The organism is Carboxydothermus islandicus (assembly GCF_001950325.1).
GTDB classification, from domain to species: domain Bacteria; phylum Bacillota; class Z-2901; order Carboxydothermales; family Carboxydothermaceae; genus Carboxydothermus; species Carboxydothermus islandicus.
The window spans coordinates 76,356-93,265 of record NZ_BDJL01000001.1 but is presented as its reverse complement, the minus strand read 5'-3'; the positions used below and the strand labels follow the sequence as shown (position 1 = coordinate 93,265).

Below are 16,910 nucleotides of genomic sequence, written 5' to 3'. Positions count from 1 at the left end.
ATCCCTCCTTAGCGTACGTAGTAGATGGAGGGTTTGGTGCCCAAATCCCCCCGCAAGGGTTTTGCCTGTTTTTGATGAATAATCCGGTGAATTTCATCGTTGGGATCTTCCAGGTCCCCAAAATACCGGGCTTCGCCAATACAGGTAGAGACGCAGGCCGGCTTTTTCCCCTGCTCTACCCGGTGATAGCAAAACCGGCACTTTTCCGGAACACCCTTTTCGTGATTTATGACCCGGGCCTGGTAAGGACATGCCACCATACAGTATTTGCAGCCGGCACAGCGCTTATCATCTAACAGCACTATGCCGTCCTCCCTTTTGTATGTCGCTCCGGTAGGGCAAACTTCTATACAGGGGGCTTTGTCGCAATGCTGGCACTGAATTAATAAAAACTCCCTTCGAACATTGGGAAACTTGCCGATTTCCCGTTCTTCCAGCCGGGTAAATTTTTCCCCCGGGGGTAACCCCCATTCCGCTTCACAGGCAACGGTGCACGCCTGACAGGCAGCACATTTGGTCATGTCAATTACCATAGCATACTTAGGCATTTGCCCCACCTCCTACTTTTCTTACCTCCACCAGCACTTCACAGTCGGCTGCGGCTCCGGATACCGGTTCCACGTGGCAGGGTATGATAAAGGAAGTACTGGCACCTTTTTTATACGCTTTTTTCTGGTACGGTGAAAAACCTCCAAAGCCATGCACCATGTAAACCGCATCGGGATGAATAGCTTCGGTAACTTTAGCTTTAATGGTAACTTTACCGTAATCCGATTTTACTTCCACTAAATCGCCATTTTTGATACCGAGCTTTTCGGCCGTCCGGGTATTAATCCAGAGGACGTTTTCCGGCATCAAAGCATGCAGGTACTCGTTATTAAAGGTGGAAGTATGGGTATGAACTGCAGTATGACCGTGCAAGAAGCGAAGCTTGCCGTTTCCTTCGGTAACGCCAGGTGGCTTCCAGGTCGGGACCCTTTTGGCACCGGCTTTTTCAAAAGCCCCTGATGCAAGTTCAATTTTACCGGAGTCAGTCTTGATTTCCGGAACTTTGTACTCGGTTTTCCCGTCATCTAAGGCAATAACACCTTTTTCCATGAGCTGTTTAAAGGTTATGTTAAAGGGTTTTAACATCTGGTCCGAAAACTGCTCTAAGGTAAAGTTAAAGTACTGACCTATCCCCGCTTCATGAGCCAGTTCTTTGATAATATCATCAACACCCATGGTATTATGAAGCGGTTCTACTGCCGGCTGACGTAAAGCTACAGCATTACCGGCAATCTGCGGCGGGTCAAACCGCTCCAGGTAAGTGGATTCTGGTAAAACGTAATGGGCCATCATGGCAGTTTCGCTCATCTGCACATCAATTACCACTACCAGTTCTAACTGCTTTAAGGCTTCTATCCACTTTTCGGAATTACCGGCGGAGCGCACCGGATTGTGATGGTTAGCAATATACGCTTTAATCGGATAGGGCTGGCCGGATAAAATGTGCTCCGGTAGCATTTGAATCATCCCAAGGCCTTTGGCCAAAGGCCATTTTTCCCCGCCGGCACCGTCAAATCGTTTAGCCTTTGGTTTTTCCAGTTTCGGCCAGAGACCTTCCCGCTCTTCTACTTTAGTAAATTTATATTTGGGGAATTTCAGGCCACCTTTCATACCAAGGTTACCCATAAGGGCGTTGATTACCGCTCCGGCTCTTAACATTTCGGTACTGTTCATGTAACGGGATACGTGCCAGCCGGGATCAACCACCGCTGCCGGTTTGGCTTTGGCAAATTCTTCGGTAATCCGTTCGATCGTTGCGGCCGGAATACCGGTAATCTCCTCGGCCCACTTCGGAGTGTATTTCTCCACTTCCGCCGCTACTTCTTCAAAGCCAATAGTGTAATTTTTGACAAACTCCTTATCGTACCATTCATTTTTAATGATGAGGTGAATCATAGCCAGTAAGAAGGCAAGGTCGGTTCCCGGTCTTATCGGCACCCATTCGGAAGCAAGGGCCGCAAAATTGGAATACCGGGGATCTAAGGCAATAAGTTTGGCCCCTTTTTCCTTGGCTTTCATGATTCCCAGGACCTGGCTGACGTTTATTCCCTCTACCAGGTTACGCCCGCAGGAAATGTAGTATTTGACATTACCGTAGTCAACGGTAGGAACTTCTCCGTACATTGCTTTATAAGCTACATTTCGCGGAGAATAGCAGGTCGGGGCATGGGAGGTTAAGTTTGGCGAACCAAAAGCCAAATTAAAAATAACTTCGTAGTCATAAGCAAGCTCCGGATGGGTACTCCAAACCAAAGCTTCCGGGCCGTACTTGGCCTTAATTTCTTTCAGTTTTTCTCCGATTTCCTTAAAAGCCTGCTCCCAGGAAATCGGCACAAACTTGTCCCCTTCTTTCTTTAAGGGCTGCTTTAACCGGTCCGGGTCATACAAAAGCTTCATGCCGGCATTACCCCGGGCACAGATTTTGCCCTTACCGTTGGGGTGTTCTTTGTTACCTTCGATTTTTACCACCCGGCCATTTTTTACTTTGACGATAATGCCGCATTTGGTACCACACATTTCACAGATACTGGGAACTAATTTTACATCCCCGGTTTCCGCCGCTTTAGCCGCCCAGCGTTCAAAAGACATCACTCCGCCGGATAAGGCTGCCAGGGCACCGGTTGCAGCAGAAGCTTTTAAAAAGCTCCTCCGGGTAAGCTTCATACTCCTTCCCCCTTTATTCGTGCTGTTTTTCACTTTCTATGTTAATTGTAAAACAATTTCGGATTGTGAAGGTAATCGCAAAGACTTATGGGGTTATAAGGACAAATTTATACCCATAAAATTATTCTTTTAATTGTTTTTGCCAAAATTTATTTTCAGCAAAGATATGTTATAATAAAATTGATTTTAGTAACGGGGGAAGGAAGCATGAATTTATACCAGTTCGAACTATTTTGCCAGATTGCTAAAGTAAAGAGTTTCACAAAGGCGGCTAAATTAATGCATCTAACTCAGCCGGCCATTTCCGCTCAGGTGCAGGCTATGGAAAATTTTTATGGTACCAAATTATTTGAACGTTCGGCTACAGGGGTAAAGCTTACCCCCGCCGGGGAGCTGGTTTATAAATATGCCCAGCATTTTTTGGCCGAACATGAAAAGTTAGAAAGAGAGTTAGATAACTTAATTGGTACTAACGCCCAAACTATTGTCATCGGGGCCAGCACCACTATCGGCAATTTTGCCCTGCCCTGCAACGTTTGGAGCTTTAAGGAAAAGTTCCCGGAAGCCAATATTCGCATCGAGGTAGATAATTCAAAGAAGGTTATCGATCTGGTACTGGAAGATAAAGTGGATTTTGGGCTGGCGGAAGGGCCGGAATTTACCCATCCCGATCTCGAAGTAAAAAGAGTAGGGGAAAGCCAGGTGGTAATAATCACCTCCCCCGAACATCCTCTGGCCCGGCAAAGTTCCCTTACCGTTGAGGAATTAAAAAAACTTCCTTTTATCATGCGGGAACCGGGGTCTTCGGTGCGGGAAGTGTTTTTTGACGCAATAAAAAAAGCCGGGATCCCGGCCAAGGAGTTAAATATTGTTTTAGAACTGGGAAGCTTTCAAGGAGTTTTAGAAGCGGTGAAAAAAGGACACGGTGTATCTATCTCCTGTTTGGAAGCGATTAAAAAAGAGTTCCACCGCAAAGAACTACACTACCTTACTTTGAAAGATATGGAACTTACCATGCCGTTTTTGCTGGTTTACCGCAAAGACCGCGCTTTTAGCCCGCTGGCTAAAAGGTTTTTAAGATTTATTATCGGTCCGGCTGCTTTAGAATTTTGTTAAAGGATATATTTTTTTAAAAATAAGATTCCGAGATACGTACCGATAATTAAAGAACCGCCAAAAATCCAGCCGTGCAGCGAAAAAGAAGCGATTCCCCCTACCAGGTTGCCAATATTACAGCCAAGAGCCAGCCTTGCCCCAAATCCCATTAATATCCCGCCAAAGATCCCCAGGAGAAATTTTCCCGGGGATTTTATTTTTTTGGGGCGAAATTCGTTGTGCCAGAGAGCAGCAAATAATCCTCCTAAAATAGTTCCTACCACCAGGAGGTTTTCGTGGGAAAACATGGTAGTTTTAAAAAAGGCCTCGGGATAAACTTCCTGGTAGTACGCCCATTTCTCCGGACGCATGCCCAAAACTTTCAGCCACCAGGTACCCCAGTCGGTAAGGATGTGGGTAATAACCCAGGGCTTACCCCAGGTTAAGAGAAGCAAAATATTCAAAATTCCGAGGACTATACCGCCTTTAATCTCCGACCAGCCAAGATCAACTTTTTTCATTTTTCCATCCCCTTAATAACGCTGACTTCCCAAATTCCCGGAGAAATTTCTTCTAAATCGTACTCGTACTTTAACCTTACCGCCAGATCAACGATATTGCGCACCGAACGGCTAAAATCGGTAATAACGGTAATCTTATCCCCCGGTTGCATTTTTTTTAATTCTTCCTGCACCCGCCAGAGAGGAACCGGGCAAACTTCGCCGGTTAAATCGATTTTTATTTCCATTTACCTTTCCTCCCGTAAGGCTTTAAATAAAAGGAAAAATATTATTGCATAAATAATAAGTGTCGGAATCCAGCCGATAATCCCGGGCAGCCAGAATTTTTGAGAGGATATTAATATATCCTTCCAGTAACCGTAACCAAAAGCCCCAAGAACCGAGCCAATTACTATTCCCAGTAATACCCCCCAGTAGTGGAAAAAACCCTCTCCACTCCGAACCAAAGTGCTAATCACACAGCCTCCGGCTAAGACCATGCCGGTGCCAAAAATAATGCCGCCAATTACCAGATGCCAGCCCACCGGATTTATTTTCCCCGGTGGGTCATTACCTCCTAAGACTGCTAACCACTGAACTACGAAAAAACCGGCAGCCGAAACAGCAATTAGCACCGTAACGCCCCTGCTCATGGCTTTATCCCGAAACATAATTAAATCCCGAAAGGCCGAAGCAAAGCAAAAGCGGGAGCGGCTAACGGCATAGCCGAAGCCAATGCCGAGAGCAAAAACCGCCGCCTGGGTGAAATTTTGGTTTGTAAGAAAATACAGTTGAACTATCAAGAAAAAAAATAATAAGCTATAAGCTACCTTTTTTTGCACCTTTTATCACCTAAGTACATTATATCTTATCCGCTAAATTTTTGCTTTAAAAAAGTTTTTCCAACAAATAAAACGCCCAGAAGTGCACCCGTTATTGGTGGTATGTGATAATGCCGGCTAAATTTAAAGCGGGCCAAAGCCCGCTTTAAATCTTTTTTAACCTCCCCGAAAATGGATGCTCACAGAACCGTCCCTAAAACCACCATTTTTATTTCGTTTAAGAGGAGGTCTAATTTTTCTTCGCTTGCGGCTTCGCCGTAGATTCTAAAGACCGGCTCGGTACCGGAAGCCCGAACCAGGGCAAAGCCCCCGCTTTGAAGTTCCCACTTCACCCCATCAATACGGCTTTCCCGGACAACTTTCTCACCGGCAATTTCCGTAAGTTTAAGCGCAGACAGCCGCTTTAAGATTTCTTCTTTTTGTTCGGGAGTTGTTCGGTAGTCATCCCGGCGAGTATAGGACCGGCCGTAGCGGGTATAAATATCCTCTAAAACTTCCGATAACGGCTTTTTAAAGAATTCCCGGATTTTTACCGCCAGTAAATCGGCCAAAATCCCGTCTTTTTCCGGCACATGTCCGGCAATGGATAATCCTCCCGATTCTTCGCCGCCTAACACCGCTCCTTCCCTCAGGGCTTTACCGATGTACTTAAAGCCAACGGGCGTTTCAATTACGTTAAAACCATTGGCCCGGGCCATTTTATCTAAAAGATGGGTGGTAGGAACGGTCCGGGCTACATCTCCTCCCTGCCCGCTTTCAATTAAGTAATGGTAAGTAAGAATTAAAATTTCGTTTGCAGTAAAAAGCCGCTCACCTTCTACAACCCCAAACCGATCGGCATCGCCATCTAAAGCAAGGCCCAGGTCGGCTTTTTTATTTTTCATTGCTTCGACAAGGGGTTGCAGTTCTTTTCTCTTGGGTTCGGGCATACCACCGCCAAAGAGGGGATCCCGGAAGTTTCTTATAGTATAGACGTTATAACCAAAGTCCGTTAAAACTTTTTCCAAATACCCCTGTCCCGCTCCATACATCGGGTCCACGACTACCGTACCCTGTCCGGGATTTAAACCAGTAAGTTTTTTTAAGTGGTCAACGTAGGCACTCTCTAATTCTAATGTTAATTTTTTGCCCTTTTCCTTTAAAGATGGAACTGCCCCGGCATTTATGAGCTGTTCCAGGCGATCGGTTACATCAGGTAGCGCCGGTCCTGCATAGTCTGGAATGAATTTAAAGCCGTTGTACTCGGGCGGGTTATGACTGGCAGTTAGCATTACCCCGCCTATGGCCTTAAGTTTGTTTATCGCAAAAGCCACGTAAGGTGTTGGCACAAACTTCTCCGGAAGGTAAACATCAAAGCCGCTTTTTAAAAGAATTTCCACCACAGCCCCGGCAAAATGCTCCGATAAAAAACGACAGTCATACCCAACTACCACCGCTCCATCCTGATACTTTTCCTGTAAATAAGCAGCTAACCCCAGGGTTACCTTTTCCAAATTGGCAAAGGTAAAATCTTTAGCAATAATGCCCCTCCACCCATCGGTACCAAATTTAATCACTCTTATCCCCCTTTTCTCCTTGGTTTTTTATCGGTAATATCCACCGTCATGGTAAGCTTATCGTGTTTAAGGTCAATATATACCTGGCCTTTAGCATCGATTTGAGCATAAGCGACATCTTTTATATCATTTATCCCCTGTTCTTTTAAGTAATGAAAAAACCATTGTTTTGATATTCCATGCTGTTCAAAATTTTGTTCAATTAATTCTCCATCCACCACCAGTTCTGCCGGTACTCCTGCATAGGGCGGATTTAAGCCCAAATCTTCCGGAGTCACCGGCCGTTTGGTGGATTTAAATAAAACCGAAAGCTCCCCGTTGGGCTCGGCGATGGCAAACTCCACGTCCGCAATGTTAAAAGCACCCTTTTCCCGCAGTTGCATCATTAAATCATCCATCGTATACCGCATTAATTTCATGTTATGTTCCAATATTTTTCCGTTGTGAACTACAATGGTCGGCTCGTCCTGTAAAAGTTTTCTAATATTCCGGTTTTTTAAGCTTGCCCACTGGACAAAAATCGTCAACACCCCAAAGGCTACCATTCCGGTCAGGTAATGAACCACGTTGGTGCGTAAATCCACCGCCACATTGGCGGCAATCGAACCAATGACAATGCCGTTTATATAGTCGGAAATGGTAAGCTGCCCTAACTGGGATTTGCCAATTAGTTTGGTAATAACCAGAACTGCTATAAAAGCGGCAATTGAGCGAAGGATTACTTCGGTAATGTCGTGCACAGGAACACCTCCACCCCTATTTTGAAAAAAACCGACGGATTTTATTCCGTCGGCTGCATAATTTTTGCATTAAAAGGATAACCTTACAGTAGAGGTGATCCTATGGATGAACGGGAAAGGGCAAAATTACTAAAGGGAAGTTTTTTCGGGGTGGTTTTAAGTCTTCCCTTTTGGTGGTTATTATTTTATCTCCTTTTCCACTAATTCTTTTAAGTAAGCTTTAAAACCGCTTGCTAACTCCTCCCGGTCTAAAGCAAACTCGACAGTTGCTTTTAAAAAGCCCAGTTTATCGCCCACATCGTAGCGCAAACCTTCATACACATAGCCGTAAATAGGTTTCACCTGACAGAGCATTCTTAAAGCATCGGTCAACTGTATTTCGCCGCCGGCTCCGGGGGGAGTTTTTTCCAGGAAATCAAAAATTTCCGGCTCAATTATGTAACGCCCCATTACCGCCAGGTTCGAGGGCGCTTCTTCCGGCTTTGGCTTTTCTACCAGGTCATACACCCGGTACAAACGCTCTCCGGCCTCCTCGGCCCTTATAATTCCGTACTTGCTTACTTCCCGGGGCTCTACGGCCTGGACCGCTACGATACTTGCTTCCACTTTTTCATATAAGTCAATCATCTGCTTTAAAACCGGCGTTCTGGCCTTCATTAAGTCATCCCCGAGCAAAACCGCAAACGGTTCATTGCCGATAAATTTCCGGGCGCAGTAAATGGCATGGCCAAGACCTAAAGGCTCTTTTTGCCGCACGTAATGGATGTCCACCATGTTGCCGATGGAACGGACTATTTCTAAAAGGTCTTCCTTTCCCTTTTTTTCTAAATACATTTCCAATTCCGGCGACTTGTCAAAATGGTCTTCAATAGCCCGTTTGTTTTTACCGGTAACTATTAAAATGTCCTCTATTCCCGAGGCCACCGCTTCTTCCACGATGTACTGAATCGTTGGTTTATCTACAATAGGAAGCATTTCCTTGGGCTGAGCTTTAGTTGCCGGCAAAAACCTGACTCCAAGTCCCGCTGCAGGAATGATGGCTTTTTTGATTTTCATGTCCCTTACCCCCCTCGGATAATTTTTGAACCCTCCACTTATCATAATTATAATAGTTTTGCCTTATTATGGCAAATTACCATAGACTTCATCGTAAATTTCTGCCGCTTTTTGCACAACATCTTCGTTTAAAACCGTATATCGCTCCGGTCGCATAGAAGGGGCAAGGTAAACCGCTTCTAAAAATTGCTGTTTGTTAAGGCCGATACTTTGGGGATTTTCCCATAACCCGAATTTTCGATAGAAGCTTAAAAGTTCTTTTAAATTTTTCCCCTGCAGCGCAGCGGTAAACAGCGCTGCCACCCCGACCTGCTCACCGTGAAGGGCCGGACGGTCAAAAAGTTTATCTAAAGCATGGCTAATTAAATGCTCGGCTCCGCTCGCCGGCCGGCTACTTCCGGCAATTGCCATCGCAATCCCGGATAAAACCAAACCTTCCGCTAAAAGCTTTAAAAATTCCGGTGCTAAAAGGTTATCTCCCGAATAATTTAAAACCGATGAAGCAGCTTTTTCCGAAAGCATGTAGGCAAAACCATCCATTTTATCTTTACCCTTCTGACAGGCCAGTTCCCAGTCGTTTAAAGCAGTTATATTCGAAATTAAGTCCCCAATCCCCGCTTTTAATAGCTTCACCGGAGAGTTTTTAATGACCTGCAAATCAATTAATACCCCAACCGGCATGTTAACTCCAATACTGCGAAGCTTACCTCCATCCCGGATTACCGCCACCGGGCTTACCACCCCGTCATTAGCTAAGGTCGTGGGAAAAGTAATAAGGGGTAGCAACTTTTCCGTTGCCACCACTTTTGCCACATCGATAACCCGTCCACCCCCCACAGCTACCAGCAAATCGGGGGTTACCGTAGTTACCTTTTCCTTTAATCTACTTATTTCCTGTAAAGAGTTATCTCCTACCTGATAAAAATTATTTCTTTCCGCCTCAAAACCCCGGGAAACTTCTTCCGCAACCCCCCAGGTATTTGCTCCTCCGGTTATAAACAGAGGGTTTTCAAAATAAAAATTACTTTCCCGGATAACGTTTTTTAAATGATAACGGAGGCTTTCCTCGATACGGATAAAAAGCGGTAAACTTATAAACCGGTTAAATAACGGCATAAAAATCCCTCTTACCAGTTGATTTTTTGAGCAATTTCCCGGGCATATTCTAAATCTTTAAAATCATCAATTTCCGTCCATAAATATCCCCGGGTAGATACCGGTCGTATTTTTAACTCCGGTAAAAGAGTATTTAAGGCGGTTTCGTACCAGCCGTTGACTTCGCCCGCCTCCACCATTTCCCAGCAGCGATTAATTACTTTTTGCGCTGTATCCCGGCTAAACCTTAAAATTCCAATATATTCTCCCTGCGCCTCGCGGGGATTTACTTTTTTGCTGATATGGGTTATAAAGCCATTTTCAATAACTACTTTCATATCTTCTTCATCTAACGGGTTAACGTCATCTACCACCAGTACATCGGGATAATTTTCTAAAAAAAGCTCATCCAATATTTCCGGTGCAAAAACTACATCGGAATTAAAAAGAATAAAACCGTCGGATAGGTGATCTTTTAACAGAGCCACCGAATACACGTTGTTTTTGGTATTGTAATCCGGGTTTTCGATAAGCTTCACCTTTGGCGGCAGCACTTTTTTCAAAACCTCAATTTGGTAGCCACCAACTACATAAATATCCTCCGCTTTAATTCCCTTTTTTAACGCTTCCTCAATTTGTTTTTCAATTAAGGGTTTGCCGTTTATCTCAATCATTGCTTTCGGCCGGTCGGAAGTTAAAGGATAAAGCCTACTTCCCACTCCAGCTGCCAAGATAACAAGTTTCACGAATCTTGCCTCCCCCGTAACTTGTAATCAACCAGTACTTTCAGGGCAAATTTCGGTAAAACCAGCATTCTTTTGTACCGCCAGGGTTCCTGAATTAACCGCCAGAGCCACTCCAGACCCGCTTTCTGCATGAATTTGGGAGCTCTTTTGGTAACCCCCGCCCAGACATCAAAGCTTCCGCCAATTCCCACGGCTACCATAGGCCCGGGGGACTTAGCAAGTAAATTTCTGATAAAAATTTCCTGCCTCGGAAATCCCATTCCAACCAGGACAAGTTCGGGATTGCCTTTAATTATTTGTTCGATTTTTCCCTCATCATCGGTAAAATAGCCGTTTTCAACACCAACAATTTCAACGGTATTGTTAAATTCCTGTAACTTAATTGCTGCTTTTTCCGCAACACCGGGTTTGGCACCAATTAAATACACTTTCAAATTGTCTTTTTTTCTGATAACCCCTTCCATAAGTTCGATCCCCGGTACCCTTTCTTTAAATGGTTGACCTTTTATTTTCCCGGCTAAAACTATCCCCACCCCATCGGGCAGGATTAAGTCGGCGTTTAAAATTAATTGTTTTAAATTCGGATTATTTAAGGCGGCATAAATCATTTCCGGATTAATAGTGATGATATGGGCTTTCCTTTTTTCTTCTATTAATTTTATCACCTTGTTTACCGCTTCGTTTAAACTTAAGTTGGCCACCGGAAAATCATAAATTTTTATCGTCGCCATTTATCTCACCTTGACTGCCTTTTAAAAATAGCTTTACCATCACCATATTTATAGCTATCAAGAAAACCCCCAGGATGCTTCCTAATAATAAACCGTTTCCGGTTCTAATTAAACTAACCCACAGGGGATCGTACTGGTGAGCAAAGGTATTGATAACCGTAACCGGTGCTAAACTTCCAATAACCAGAGCTATATACCGTATCTCCGGTCTTCCTTTTGTCCATAATCCCCAAAGAAGCAAGGGATAGCCAATGGCAAATTCTTTAAATCTCGGCCTTACATACAGGTACTTATTTAGCAGGGCGCGAAGCTTTATCTCGCCGGGTAACACCAGCGATTCCGCGGTATTTCCCGTTCGCAACAGGTAATAAGCACCGGCCCCGAAAATAATTATTAGCGCAAACAGTTGCCACAATTTTAATTCTAAACCTAAATACTCAAAAACCACTTGTTTTAAACTTTTTTCCCGTACTAACAAAGCCTTTGCGGCATAGATTGCAAATATTAATACCGGCAGAAGAAACGATAATTTTACACCCCGAAATAAATCGGCATGAACAAAGTAATTATTTCCGGTTAAAAAGGCAGAAATCGCAAAGCCTCCAAAAACACTGATTAAAACTACAATGACAAGAGAAGCCAGTGCCTTTAAAAAAGAATTTGGATTCTTAATATCGATGCTAAACAGCGCAATTAGCGGATATAATACGGACGCACCAAAGGCACAAAGTTTAATGTAAAAATCGAAATTTAAGGTAAATAAAACAAAACCACCAATAAGTAGAATTACGGTAAAAGTTAGAGCGGTTTTAATATTTGCTAAATCAAATAGCACCAGGGAATATCCAAATAAGACAATGAGCAATACTGATAATAATAGTTTTTCAAGCTTTCTTTCGGGTATTTTCTTTAGAGGATTAACCGGGACAAATTGATAATTTAAACTTTTCATCGTTTCATAAGTTTTTGAAGTTACGGTCTCAAAAGCAAGAACGGTGGTTTTGTTAAACTCTTTTGCCGGAATTTTAAAAACAATGGCTTTATTCCTCCGCTCCCTGATGCCAATTTTTAAACTTTCTATTTTTTCCTCCGTAGTTGCTAAAATATTGCCGCCTTCAATGGTATTTATTGTTACTTGCCGTACCCGAAAAACAGGAAGCTTTGTCCGGTTAATAATAGCGTTAGTTTGAGGCTGGTCAATACCATCTAAAAGCCCCACGGAAAAGTTTTCTTTTAAAAAGGTATCGGAAAAAATTTTGGTAAATTTGTTGTTTTCCGGCAAATTCTTATCGGCAAAAACAACCCTGGGTTCCGGGCAAAAAGTTTTTATATAGGAAAGATAATTTTTTACTTCTTGTTCGTTTGCGATACTCCACTGGGGAATAAATAACAGAACATCTAAATTGTTTTTCCGGGCTATTTCCAGACCTTGAGGATTAAATCCCAGTAACAACTTTTCCGTGCTTTTATACGGATAGTTTATTTTTAGAATATATTTTTTATTTACTTGCTGTAATTGATTTTTAATTTTCCGGGCATTTAACGCGTGAATTGCCGAATCAACAATTTCCTTGTTATCGGTAATTAAGTAAGTATAAGGTTTTTTTAGTTCAATGAAATCTTTGAATTCCGGAAAAGTTGCAACCGCGATAGCTCCCGAAAAAAGTCCAGCCTCCTGATTAAATATTTCCTGGCTGCTTCCATTCTCTTCATACAATGCTAAGCCAACAAAGCCCGTTTTCTTTAGCCTGGCTATGGTTTGCTCCGGTGTTAAACCCCAGTAACTACTTAAATTTATTAAAGTTTCGTAATCCAAGTAAAAACCCGTCTCTTTTTTTTCATCTTCAGCAATCCGCGGAGGCAAAAGAATTATTGAAAAAGCAAAAATTACCAGCAGTAAGATTGCTAAAAGTATCTTTCCTTTTTTCACCCTAAATCCCCACCCCGCTTAGCTAAAAATTTTATTTAAATAACCGTAAATTTTTTTGTTACGTATGAGTTGCGGCAGTGCCAATCGTTCCAATTGTCTTAAAAGCTGTTCCTTTCCATGGGGAAGTTTCTTTTCGCGATTTTGGGCCTCATAAAGCGTCTTTGCTATAATTTCCCCGGAATTCCCCGTAGTATTGCTAAAAATTTTTGCTTTCATAGCCTCCCTTTGACTTAAGAAAGCATCGTAATGCAATAATTCTTCAATCACCCCTCTAACTTCTGCCGGTTCACTCACCTGCCGGCAGTAGCCGCGAATTATGTTTTCCAAGCTTTCTTTTGAACTTAAGTGTTCCGGAATTTGCGGTAAATTAAATAATAATATTTTTTTGCCCGCTAACATAGCATCAAAAATTGCCCCCGAATAATCGGAAATAACCACATCAGCAATTTTAAGTAAACTTAATAAATCCGCAGATTCATCAAGAATTACTATCTTATTTCCTGCCGTAACTTTGAGGCCGTGGTGTAATTTGGCAATCACCAGATAACGTTCACTTAAATCTTCCAGTGCCTTTTGGTAATATTCCCAGGAAGATAACTCCCCGTAGGTGGGCAAATAAAGAATTACCGGTCTTCCTTTAGCTAAATCCAAGACTTTATCTTCTACTACTTCTCCTTTAAACCAGCGGTCAAATCTGGGATTGCCAGCTTTCACTACCGGTGCATAAAAGGAAAGTTTTTCGGCATCGTAATCTCCGTAAACAAAGATTAAATCAAAAAAAATATTCCACCAGGCATAATTCCACCCATCTTTTGCCAAACCATAAACCATCCGAAAATGATGGGCTTCGGGCTTTAACCGGTAGACCGTTGGAAAGAAAAACGGACCTAAAAATACTTTAATATTTTCTTTAATTAAATTTTGTTCGGTCTTATCAATCATCTGCCAAAAGTCTATTCCTTTTTCCGTTAAAAATTTTCTTGCTTCCCGGACATTGCGAACATACCCTTCCGTTAAAATAACCCTGTAATCACTTTTGTTTAAATGTTTAATTATAGGTTCGTATAAGGTATAGTGAAATTTGGTATTCATTAAAAACCCTATCATAACCTCGCCTCCAAATTAAATATCCACCCTCTATCGGGTGGACTAAAAACGCTTTCCTGGAAAATTTTAATTATTAATTATAGTTTTTCCCTTACTGAGACTTTCCCCTAACACTCCTATCTTCTGTGCTCCAAAAGTTATCGCCCCTAAAATAATTAATATAAGCAATGCTGCCTGAGTAAAGGTTAAAAGATTTACATACAACGCAACAATGCCAAGTAAAATGTTTAATAAATAAATTATCAAAACGGTTTTTCTCTGGGAATAGCCCAGGTCTAAAATACAATGGTGTAAATGGCCCTTGTCCGGTTTAAAAATAGGCCGGCCTGCAAAAAACCTCCTTAAAATCGCAAATAAAGTGTCAAAAATAGGTATAGCCATAACTAAAACAGGAATGAAAATTGAAATTAAAGTTGGACTTTTCGCGGTACCCAAAACCGACAAAATCCCCAAACAGTATCCTAAAAACATTGAACCGGTGTCACCTAAAAATATTTTTGCCGGGTTAAAGTTAAATTTTAAAAAGGCCAGGGCCCCGCCCGTTAAGGCAATCGCTGCATAATAAGCAAATTCATTTCCCCGGGTCAAAGCTGCAATCCCGATAAACACAGCAGAAATAGCAGCGGTCCCCGAAGCTAACCCATCAAGACCGTCAATTAAATTAATGGCATTAACAATTGCCACAATCCAGAAAATGGTTAAAAAATAAGAAGCATCTCCCAGCCAGATTAAACCGCCAAAGGGATTGGTAACGTAATTTACTTTGATTCCAAAAGCAACCGGAATAATAGCTGCCATAATTTGCCCTAAAAGCTTTACTTTGGGATTTAAGCTATAAACATCATCTAATATTCCAAAAATTACTAAAACAACACTTCCTGCCAAAATAGCCAGAACCTTCTGGTCAATTGGTAACAGAAACAAAACTGTAACAGTAAAGCTCAAAAAAATGGCAAGACCTCCCATCCGGGGAATGGGAGATTTATGAACTTTTCGAGCATCGGGAATATCGATTGCTCCCGCTCTTAAGGCAATTTTTTTAATTATGGGAGTTAAAATTAACGTTAAAATTAAAGCAAGGATAAATATTTGGAATGTTTTAATCACTAACACTTAAATCATCTCCTGTAAAAAATAACCCTAAAGATTATTGTAACATTTTCGGCATTTTTCTCAATAGTAATTTTTTCTTTTCTTAAGCCAGGGCAAATAAAATTTCCGCTTCAACCACTAATTCACCACTAACTTTCCCAAATCCCTTCGCTTTCCCAAGACTTCCTTTTATTTTTAAAAGTTCAACTTCAAAAACCACCTGATCTCCCGGTAATACCGGCTTTCTAAAACGGGCTCCATCAATACCGGCAAACATCGGAAGCTTTCCGGCATAACGTTCATCGGTTAAAATAGCCACAGCTCCTACCTGGGCCATGGCCTCCAGTAAAAGAACTCCGGGCATTATTGGCTTTCCGGGAAAATGGCCCTGGAAAAACGGTTCATTTATCGTAACGTTTTTAAGGCCCACTGCTTTTTGTCCTGGCAAAACTTCAACAATCTTGTCCACCAGTAAAAAGGGATACCGGTGGGGTAATATATTCATAATTTCTGTAATGTCTTTAATAGCCTCACTCATTATTTTCTTGTTAACACCCCTTTAAAAATTATTTTCCTTTCCACAATATTATTTAACCGTTTTTCAATTTCTTTAATATCGGTAGTTTTTAACACCGGATAAGCATAAATGATATCTCCCTGGCCAATTTCATTTACTAAGTCGTAATTTACCAGGACTTGATATTTAATACCGCTTTGCCGTACCGCTTCCATATTGGTAGCATTATTATGTTTAGCCTTCCACAAAAATCCCTCCACACCGGTGTTAAGATTTTTACCCACCAGGTCTCTGGCGGCATTTACATCACTGATAATCCGGCTTTTATACTGTTCTAACGACTCCCCCGGTTTTTGGCTCCAAAAGCCGTTGTCCGGAATTTTATGACCCTCAATCCCAAACTCAGCCAATCCTAATTGACTTACGGCCCGCACTTCCTCCCAGGTCATCATTTCCGGCCGTACACCAATATAGCCTGTTATTAAAAACAAACTAAATTTCATATCATAAGCCTTAAGTAAGCCCGCCCCATCGTTAAAAAATCCTTTATAACCGTCAATAAAAATTAGTCCTACCGGTTTTGGAGGAGGTAAATTCCTTTCCCCAACGTAATCGGCAATTTCACCGGCGGTAGCGGTCTGAAAGCCCCCTTCTTTAATTAACTCCAGAATCCGGTCCAGGGTCTGGGGATAGATGGCATAAATATTTTTATCATCCGCGCCGGGTGGTTTAATGTCATGAAAAAGAAAAACCGGAATATGGTATAACTCTGCTTCAACTTCAAAGCGGTATCTTTTGTCGGTTAATAAGTTACCATCATTATCCCGACCATCCCAGGTTACTTCGTTAGTGCCTTTTTTTATCTTTTCTAAATTTATTTCCCGGACCAGGTCATTTACCTCATTATAAATTTTTATTTTTCCCCGGGCTAAAATTGGAGAATCAAAATAAATTTTATACGAATTATTTTTTAACCCAAGACCAAAAACTTTAAAAGTCTTTAAGTCATCGGGGGTAAAAAAGTCAAAAACATCGCCTTCAATAAAAAAAACGCCAATGGTAAAGATAAGCATAAATATAATTAACTGGATTAAAATAATCTTTAACCAGAATTTCATTAAAACTGCCTCCAAGTTTCTACTTAAAGCTCCCCATTAAAATATTCAACATTACGCTCTTTTTCCCTGCTTT

At 42.1% G+C, this 16,910-nt stretch carries 17 protein-coding genes; 1 reads left to right on the top strand and 16 read right to left on the bottom strand.

Annotated elements, in window-relative coordinates; translation table 11 throughout:
* Nucleotides 1-8 precede the first annotated feature (8 nt).
* Nucleotides 9-548 (bottom strand): 4Fe-4S dicluster domain-containing protein, encoded by a 540-nt coding sequence (locus ciss_RS00560; RefSeq protein WP_075864383.1) that lies wholly within the window; start codon nt 546-548, stop codon nt 9-11.
* Nucleotides 541-2,712 (bottom strand): molybdopterin-containing oxidoreductase family protein, encoded by a 2,172-nt coding sequence (locus tag ciss_RS00555; protein WP_075864382.1) that lies wholly within the window; start codon nt 2,710-2,712, stop codon nt 541-543. The genes ciss_RS00560 and ciss_RS00555 overlap by 8 nt, the downstream gene beginning before the upstream one ends.
* A gap of 207 nt (nt 2,713-2,919) precedes the next feature.
* Here ciss_RS00555 and ciss_RS00550 point away from each other — a divergent pair, with 207 nt between their 5' ends.
* Nucleotides 2,920-3,828: a LysR family transcriptional regulator gene (locus ciss_RS00550; protein ID WP_075864381.1), complete on the top strand. Its 909-nt coding sequence runs from the start codon at nt 2,920-2,922 to the stop codon at nt 3,826-3,828.
* Here ciss_RS00550 and ciss_RS00545 read toward each other — a convergent pair.
* From ciss_RS00545 to ciss_RS00480, 14 genes are all read right to left on the bottom strand, one after another.
* Nucleotides 3,825-4,328 carry a YeeE/YedE thiosulfate transporter family protein gene (locus ciss_RS00545; RefSeq protein ID WP_075864380.1) on the bottom strand — a complete coding sequence of 168 codons (504 nt, stop codon included), beginning with the start codon at nt 4,326-4,328 and terminating at the stop codon, nt 3,825-3,827. The genes ciss_RS00550 and ciss_RS00545 overlap by 4 nt on opposite strands.
* Nucleotides 4,325-4,555 carry a sulfurtransferase TusA family protein gene (locus ciss_RS00540; RefSeq protein WP_075864379.1) on the bottom strand — a complete coding sequence of 77 codons (231 nt, stop codon included), beginning with the start codon at nt 4,553-4,555 and terminating at the stop codon, nt 4,325-4,327. The genes ciss_RS00545 and ciss_RS00540 overlap by 4 nt, the downstream gene beginning before the upstream one ends.
* Nucleotides 4,556-5,149, bottom strand: coding sequence for a YeeE/YedE thiosulfate transporter family protein (locus ciss_RS00535; RefSeq protein WP_077177374.1), 594 nt, complete (start codon nt 5,147-5,149; stop codon nt 4,556-4,558).
* A gap of 179 nt (nt 5,150-5,328) precedes the next feature.
* Nucleotides 5,329-6,705: a phosphoglucomutase/phosphomannomutase family protein gene (locus tag ciss_RS00530; RefSeq protein ID WP_075864378.1), complete on the bottom strand. Its 1,377-nt coding sequence runs from the start codon at nt 6,703-6,705 to the stop codon at nt 5,329-5,331.
* A gap of 2 nt (nt 6,706-6,707) precedes the next feature.
* Nucleotides 6,708-7,445 (bottom strand): DUF421 domain-containing protein, encoded by a 738-nt coding sequence (locus ciss_RS00525; RefSeq protein WP_075864377.1) that lies wholly within the window; start codon nt 7,443-7,445, stop codon nt 6,708-6,710.
* A 180-nt stretch (nt 7,446-7,625) separates the two neighbouring features.
* Entirely contained in the window at nt 7,626-8,501 is an 876-nt protein-coding gene (gene galU, locus ciss_RS00520) for a UTP--glucose-1-phosphate uridylyltransferase GalU (RefSeq protein ID WP_075864376.1), read from the bottom strand.
* A 66-nt stretch (nt 8,502-8,567) separates the two neighbouring features.
* Entirely contained in the window at nt 8,568-9,617 is a 1,050-nt protein-coding gene (locus tag ciss_RS00515; protein WP_075864375.1) for an iron-containing alcohol dehydrogenase family protein, read from the bottom strand.
* Between the two features lie 11 nt (nt 9,618-9,628).
* Nucleotides 9,629-10,342 carry a phosphocholine cytidylyltransferase family protein gene (locus tag ciss_RS00510; RefSeq protein ID WP_075864374.1) on the bottom strand — a complete coding sequence of 238 codons (714 nt, stop codon included), beginning with the start codon at nt 10,340-10,342 and terminating at the stop codon, nt 9,629-9,631.
* Nucleotides 10,339-11,073 carry a WecB/TagA/CpsF family glycosyltransferase gene (locus ciss_RS00505; protein ID WP_075864373.1) on the bottom strand — a complete coding sequence of 245 codons (735 nt, stop codon included), beginning with the start codon at nt 11,071-11,073 and terminating at the stop codon, nt 10,339-10,341. The genes ciss_RS00510 and ciss_RS00505 overlap by 4 nt, the downstream gene beginning before the upstream one ends.
* Nucleotides 11,051-13,003, bottom strand: a complete 1,953-nt coding sequence (locus tag ciss_RS00500; protein WP_075864372.1) for a DUF5693 family protein — start codon at nt 13,001-13,003, stop codon at nt 11,051-11,053. The genes ciss_RS00505 and ciss_RS00500 overlap by 23 nt, the downstream gene beginning before the upstream one ends.
* Before the next feature lie 18 nt (nt 13,004-13,021).
* On the bottom strand, nt 13,022-14,110 hold the full coding sequence (locus ciss_RS00495; protein ID WP_075864371.1) for a CDP-glycerol glycerophosphotransferase family protein: 1,089 nt from the start codon (nt 14,108-14,110) through the stop codon (nt 13,022-13,024).
* 66 nt (nt 14,111-14,176) lie between these two features.
* Complete coding sequence (locus ciss_RS00490; RefSeq protein WP_077177372.1) at nt 14,177-15,223, bottom strand: MraY family glycosyltransferase; 1,047 nt, start codon at nt 15,221-15,223, stop codon at nt 14,177-14,179.
* A gap of 82 nt (nt 15,224-15,305) precedes the next feature.
* Nucleotides 15,306-15,740: a 3-hydroxyacyl-ACP dehydratase FabZ gene (fabZ, locus tag ciss_RS00485; RefSeq protein WP_305764285.1), complete on the bottom strand. Its 435-nt coding sequence runs from the start codon at nt 15,738-15,740 to the stop codon at nt 15,306-15,308.
* Nucleotides 15,740-16,837: a FlgD immunoglobulin-like domain containing protein gene (locus tag ciss_RS00480; RefSeq protein ID WP_075864370.1), complete on the bottom strand. Its 1,098-nt coding sequence runs from the start codon at nt 16,835-16,837 to the stop codon at nt 15,740-15,742. The genes fabZ and ciss_RS00480 overlap by 1 nt, the downstream gene beginning before the upstream one ends.
* Between the last annotated feature and the right edge of the window lie 73 nt (nt 16,838-16,910).

What these genes read in the sequence shown, in the direction of transcription:
- ciss_RS00560 (WP_075864383.1), bottom strand. Translation starts at nt 548, where the DNA reads ATGCCTAAGTATGCTATGGTAATTGACATGACCAAATGTGCTGCCTGT.
- ciss_RS00555 (WP_075864382.1), bottom strand. Translation starts at nt 2,712, where the DNA reads ATGAAGCTTACCCGGAGGAGCTTTTTAAAAGCTTCTGCTGCAACCGGT.
- ciss_RS00550 (WP_075864381.1), top strand. Translation starts at nt 2,920, where the DNA reads ATGAATTTATACCAGTTCGAACTATTTTGCCAGATTGCTAAAGTAAAG.
- ciss_RS00545 (WP_075864380.1), bottom strand. Translation starts at nt 4,328, where the DNA reads ATGAAAAAAGTTGATCTTGGCTGGTCGGAGATTAAAGGCGGTATAGTC.
- ciss_RS00540 (WP_075864379.1), bottom strand. Translation starts at nt 4,555, where the DNA reads ATGGAAATAAAAATCGATTTAACCGGCGAAGTTTGCCCGGTTCCTCTC.
- galU (WP_075864376.1), bottom strand. Translation starts at nt 8,501, where the DNA reads ATGAAAATCAAAAAAGCCATCATTCCTGCAGCGGGACTTGGAGTCAGG.
- ciss_RS00515 (WP_075864375.1), bottom strand. Translation starts at nt 9,617, where the DNA reads ATGCCGTTATTTAACCGGTTTATAAGTTTACCGCTTTTTATCCGTATC.
- ciss_RS00505 (WP_075864373.1), bottom strand. Translation starts at nt 11,073, where the DNA reads ATGGCGACGATAAAAATTTATGATTTTCCGGTGGCCAACTTAAGTTTA.
- ciss_RS00495 (WP_075864371.1), bottom strand. Translation starts at nt 14,110, where the DNA reads ATGATAGGGTTTTTAATGAATACCAAATTTCACTATACCTTATACGAA.
- fabZ (WP_305764285.1), bottom strand. Translation starts at nt 15,740, where the DNA reads ATGAGTGAGGCTATTAAAGACATTACAGAAATTATGAATATATTACCC.
- ciss_RS00480 (WP_075864370.1), bottom strand. Translation starts at nt 16,837, where the DNA reads ATGAAATTCTGGTTAAAGATTATTTTAATCCAGTTAATTATATTTATG.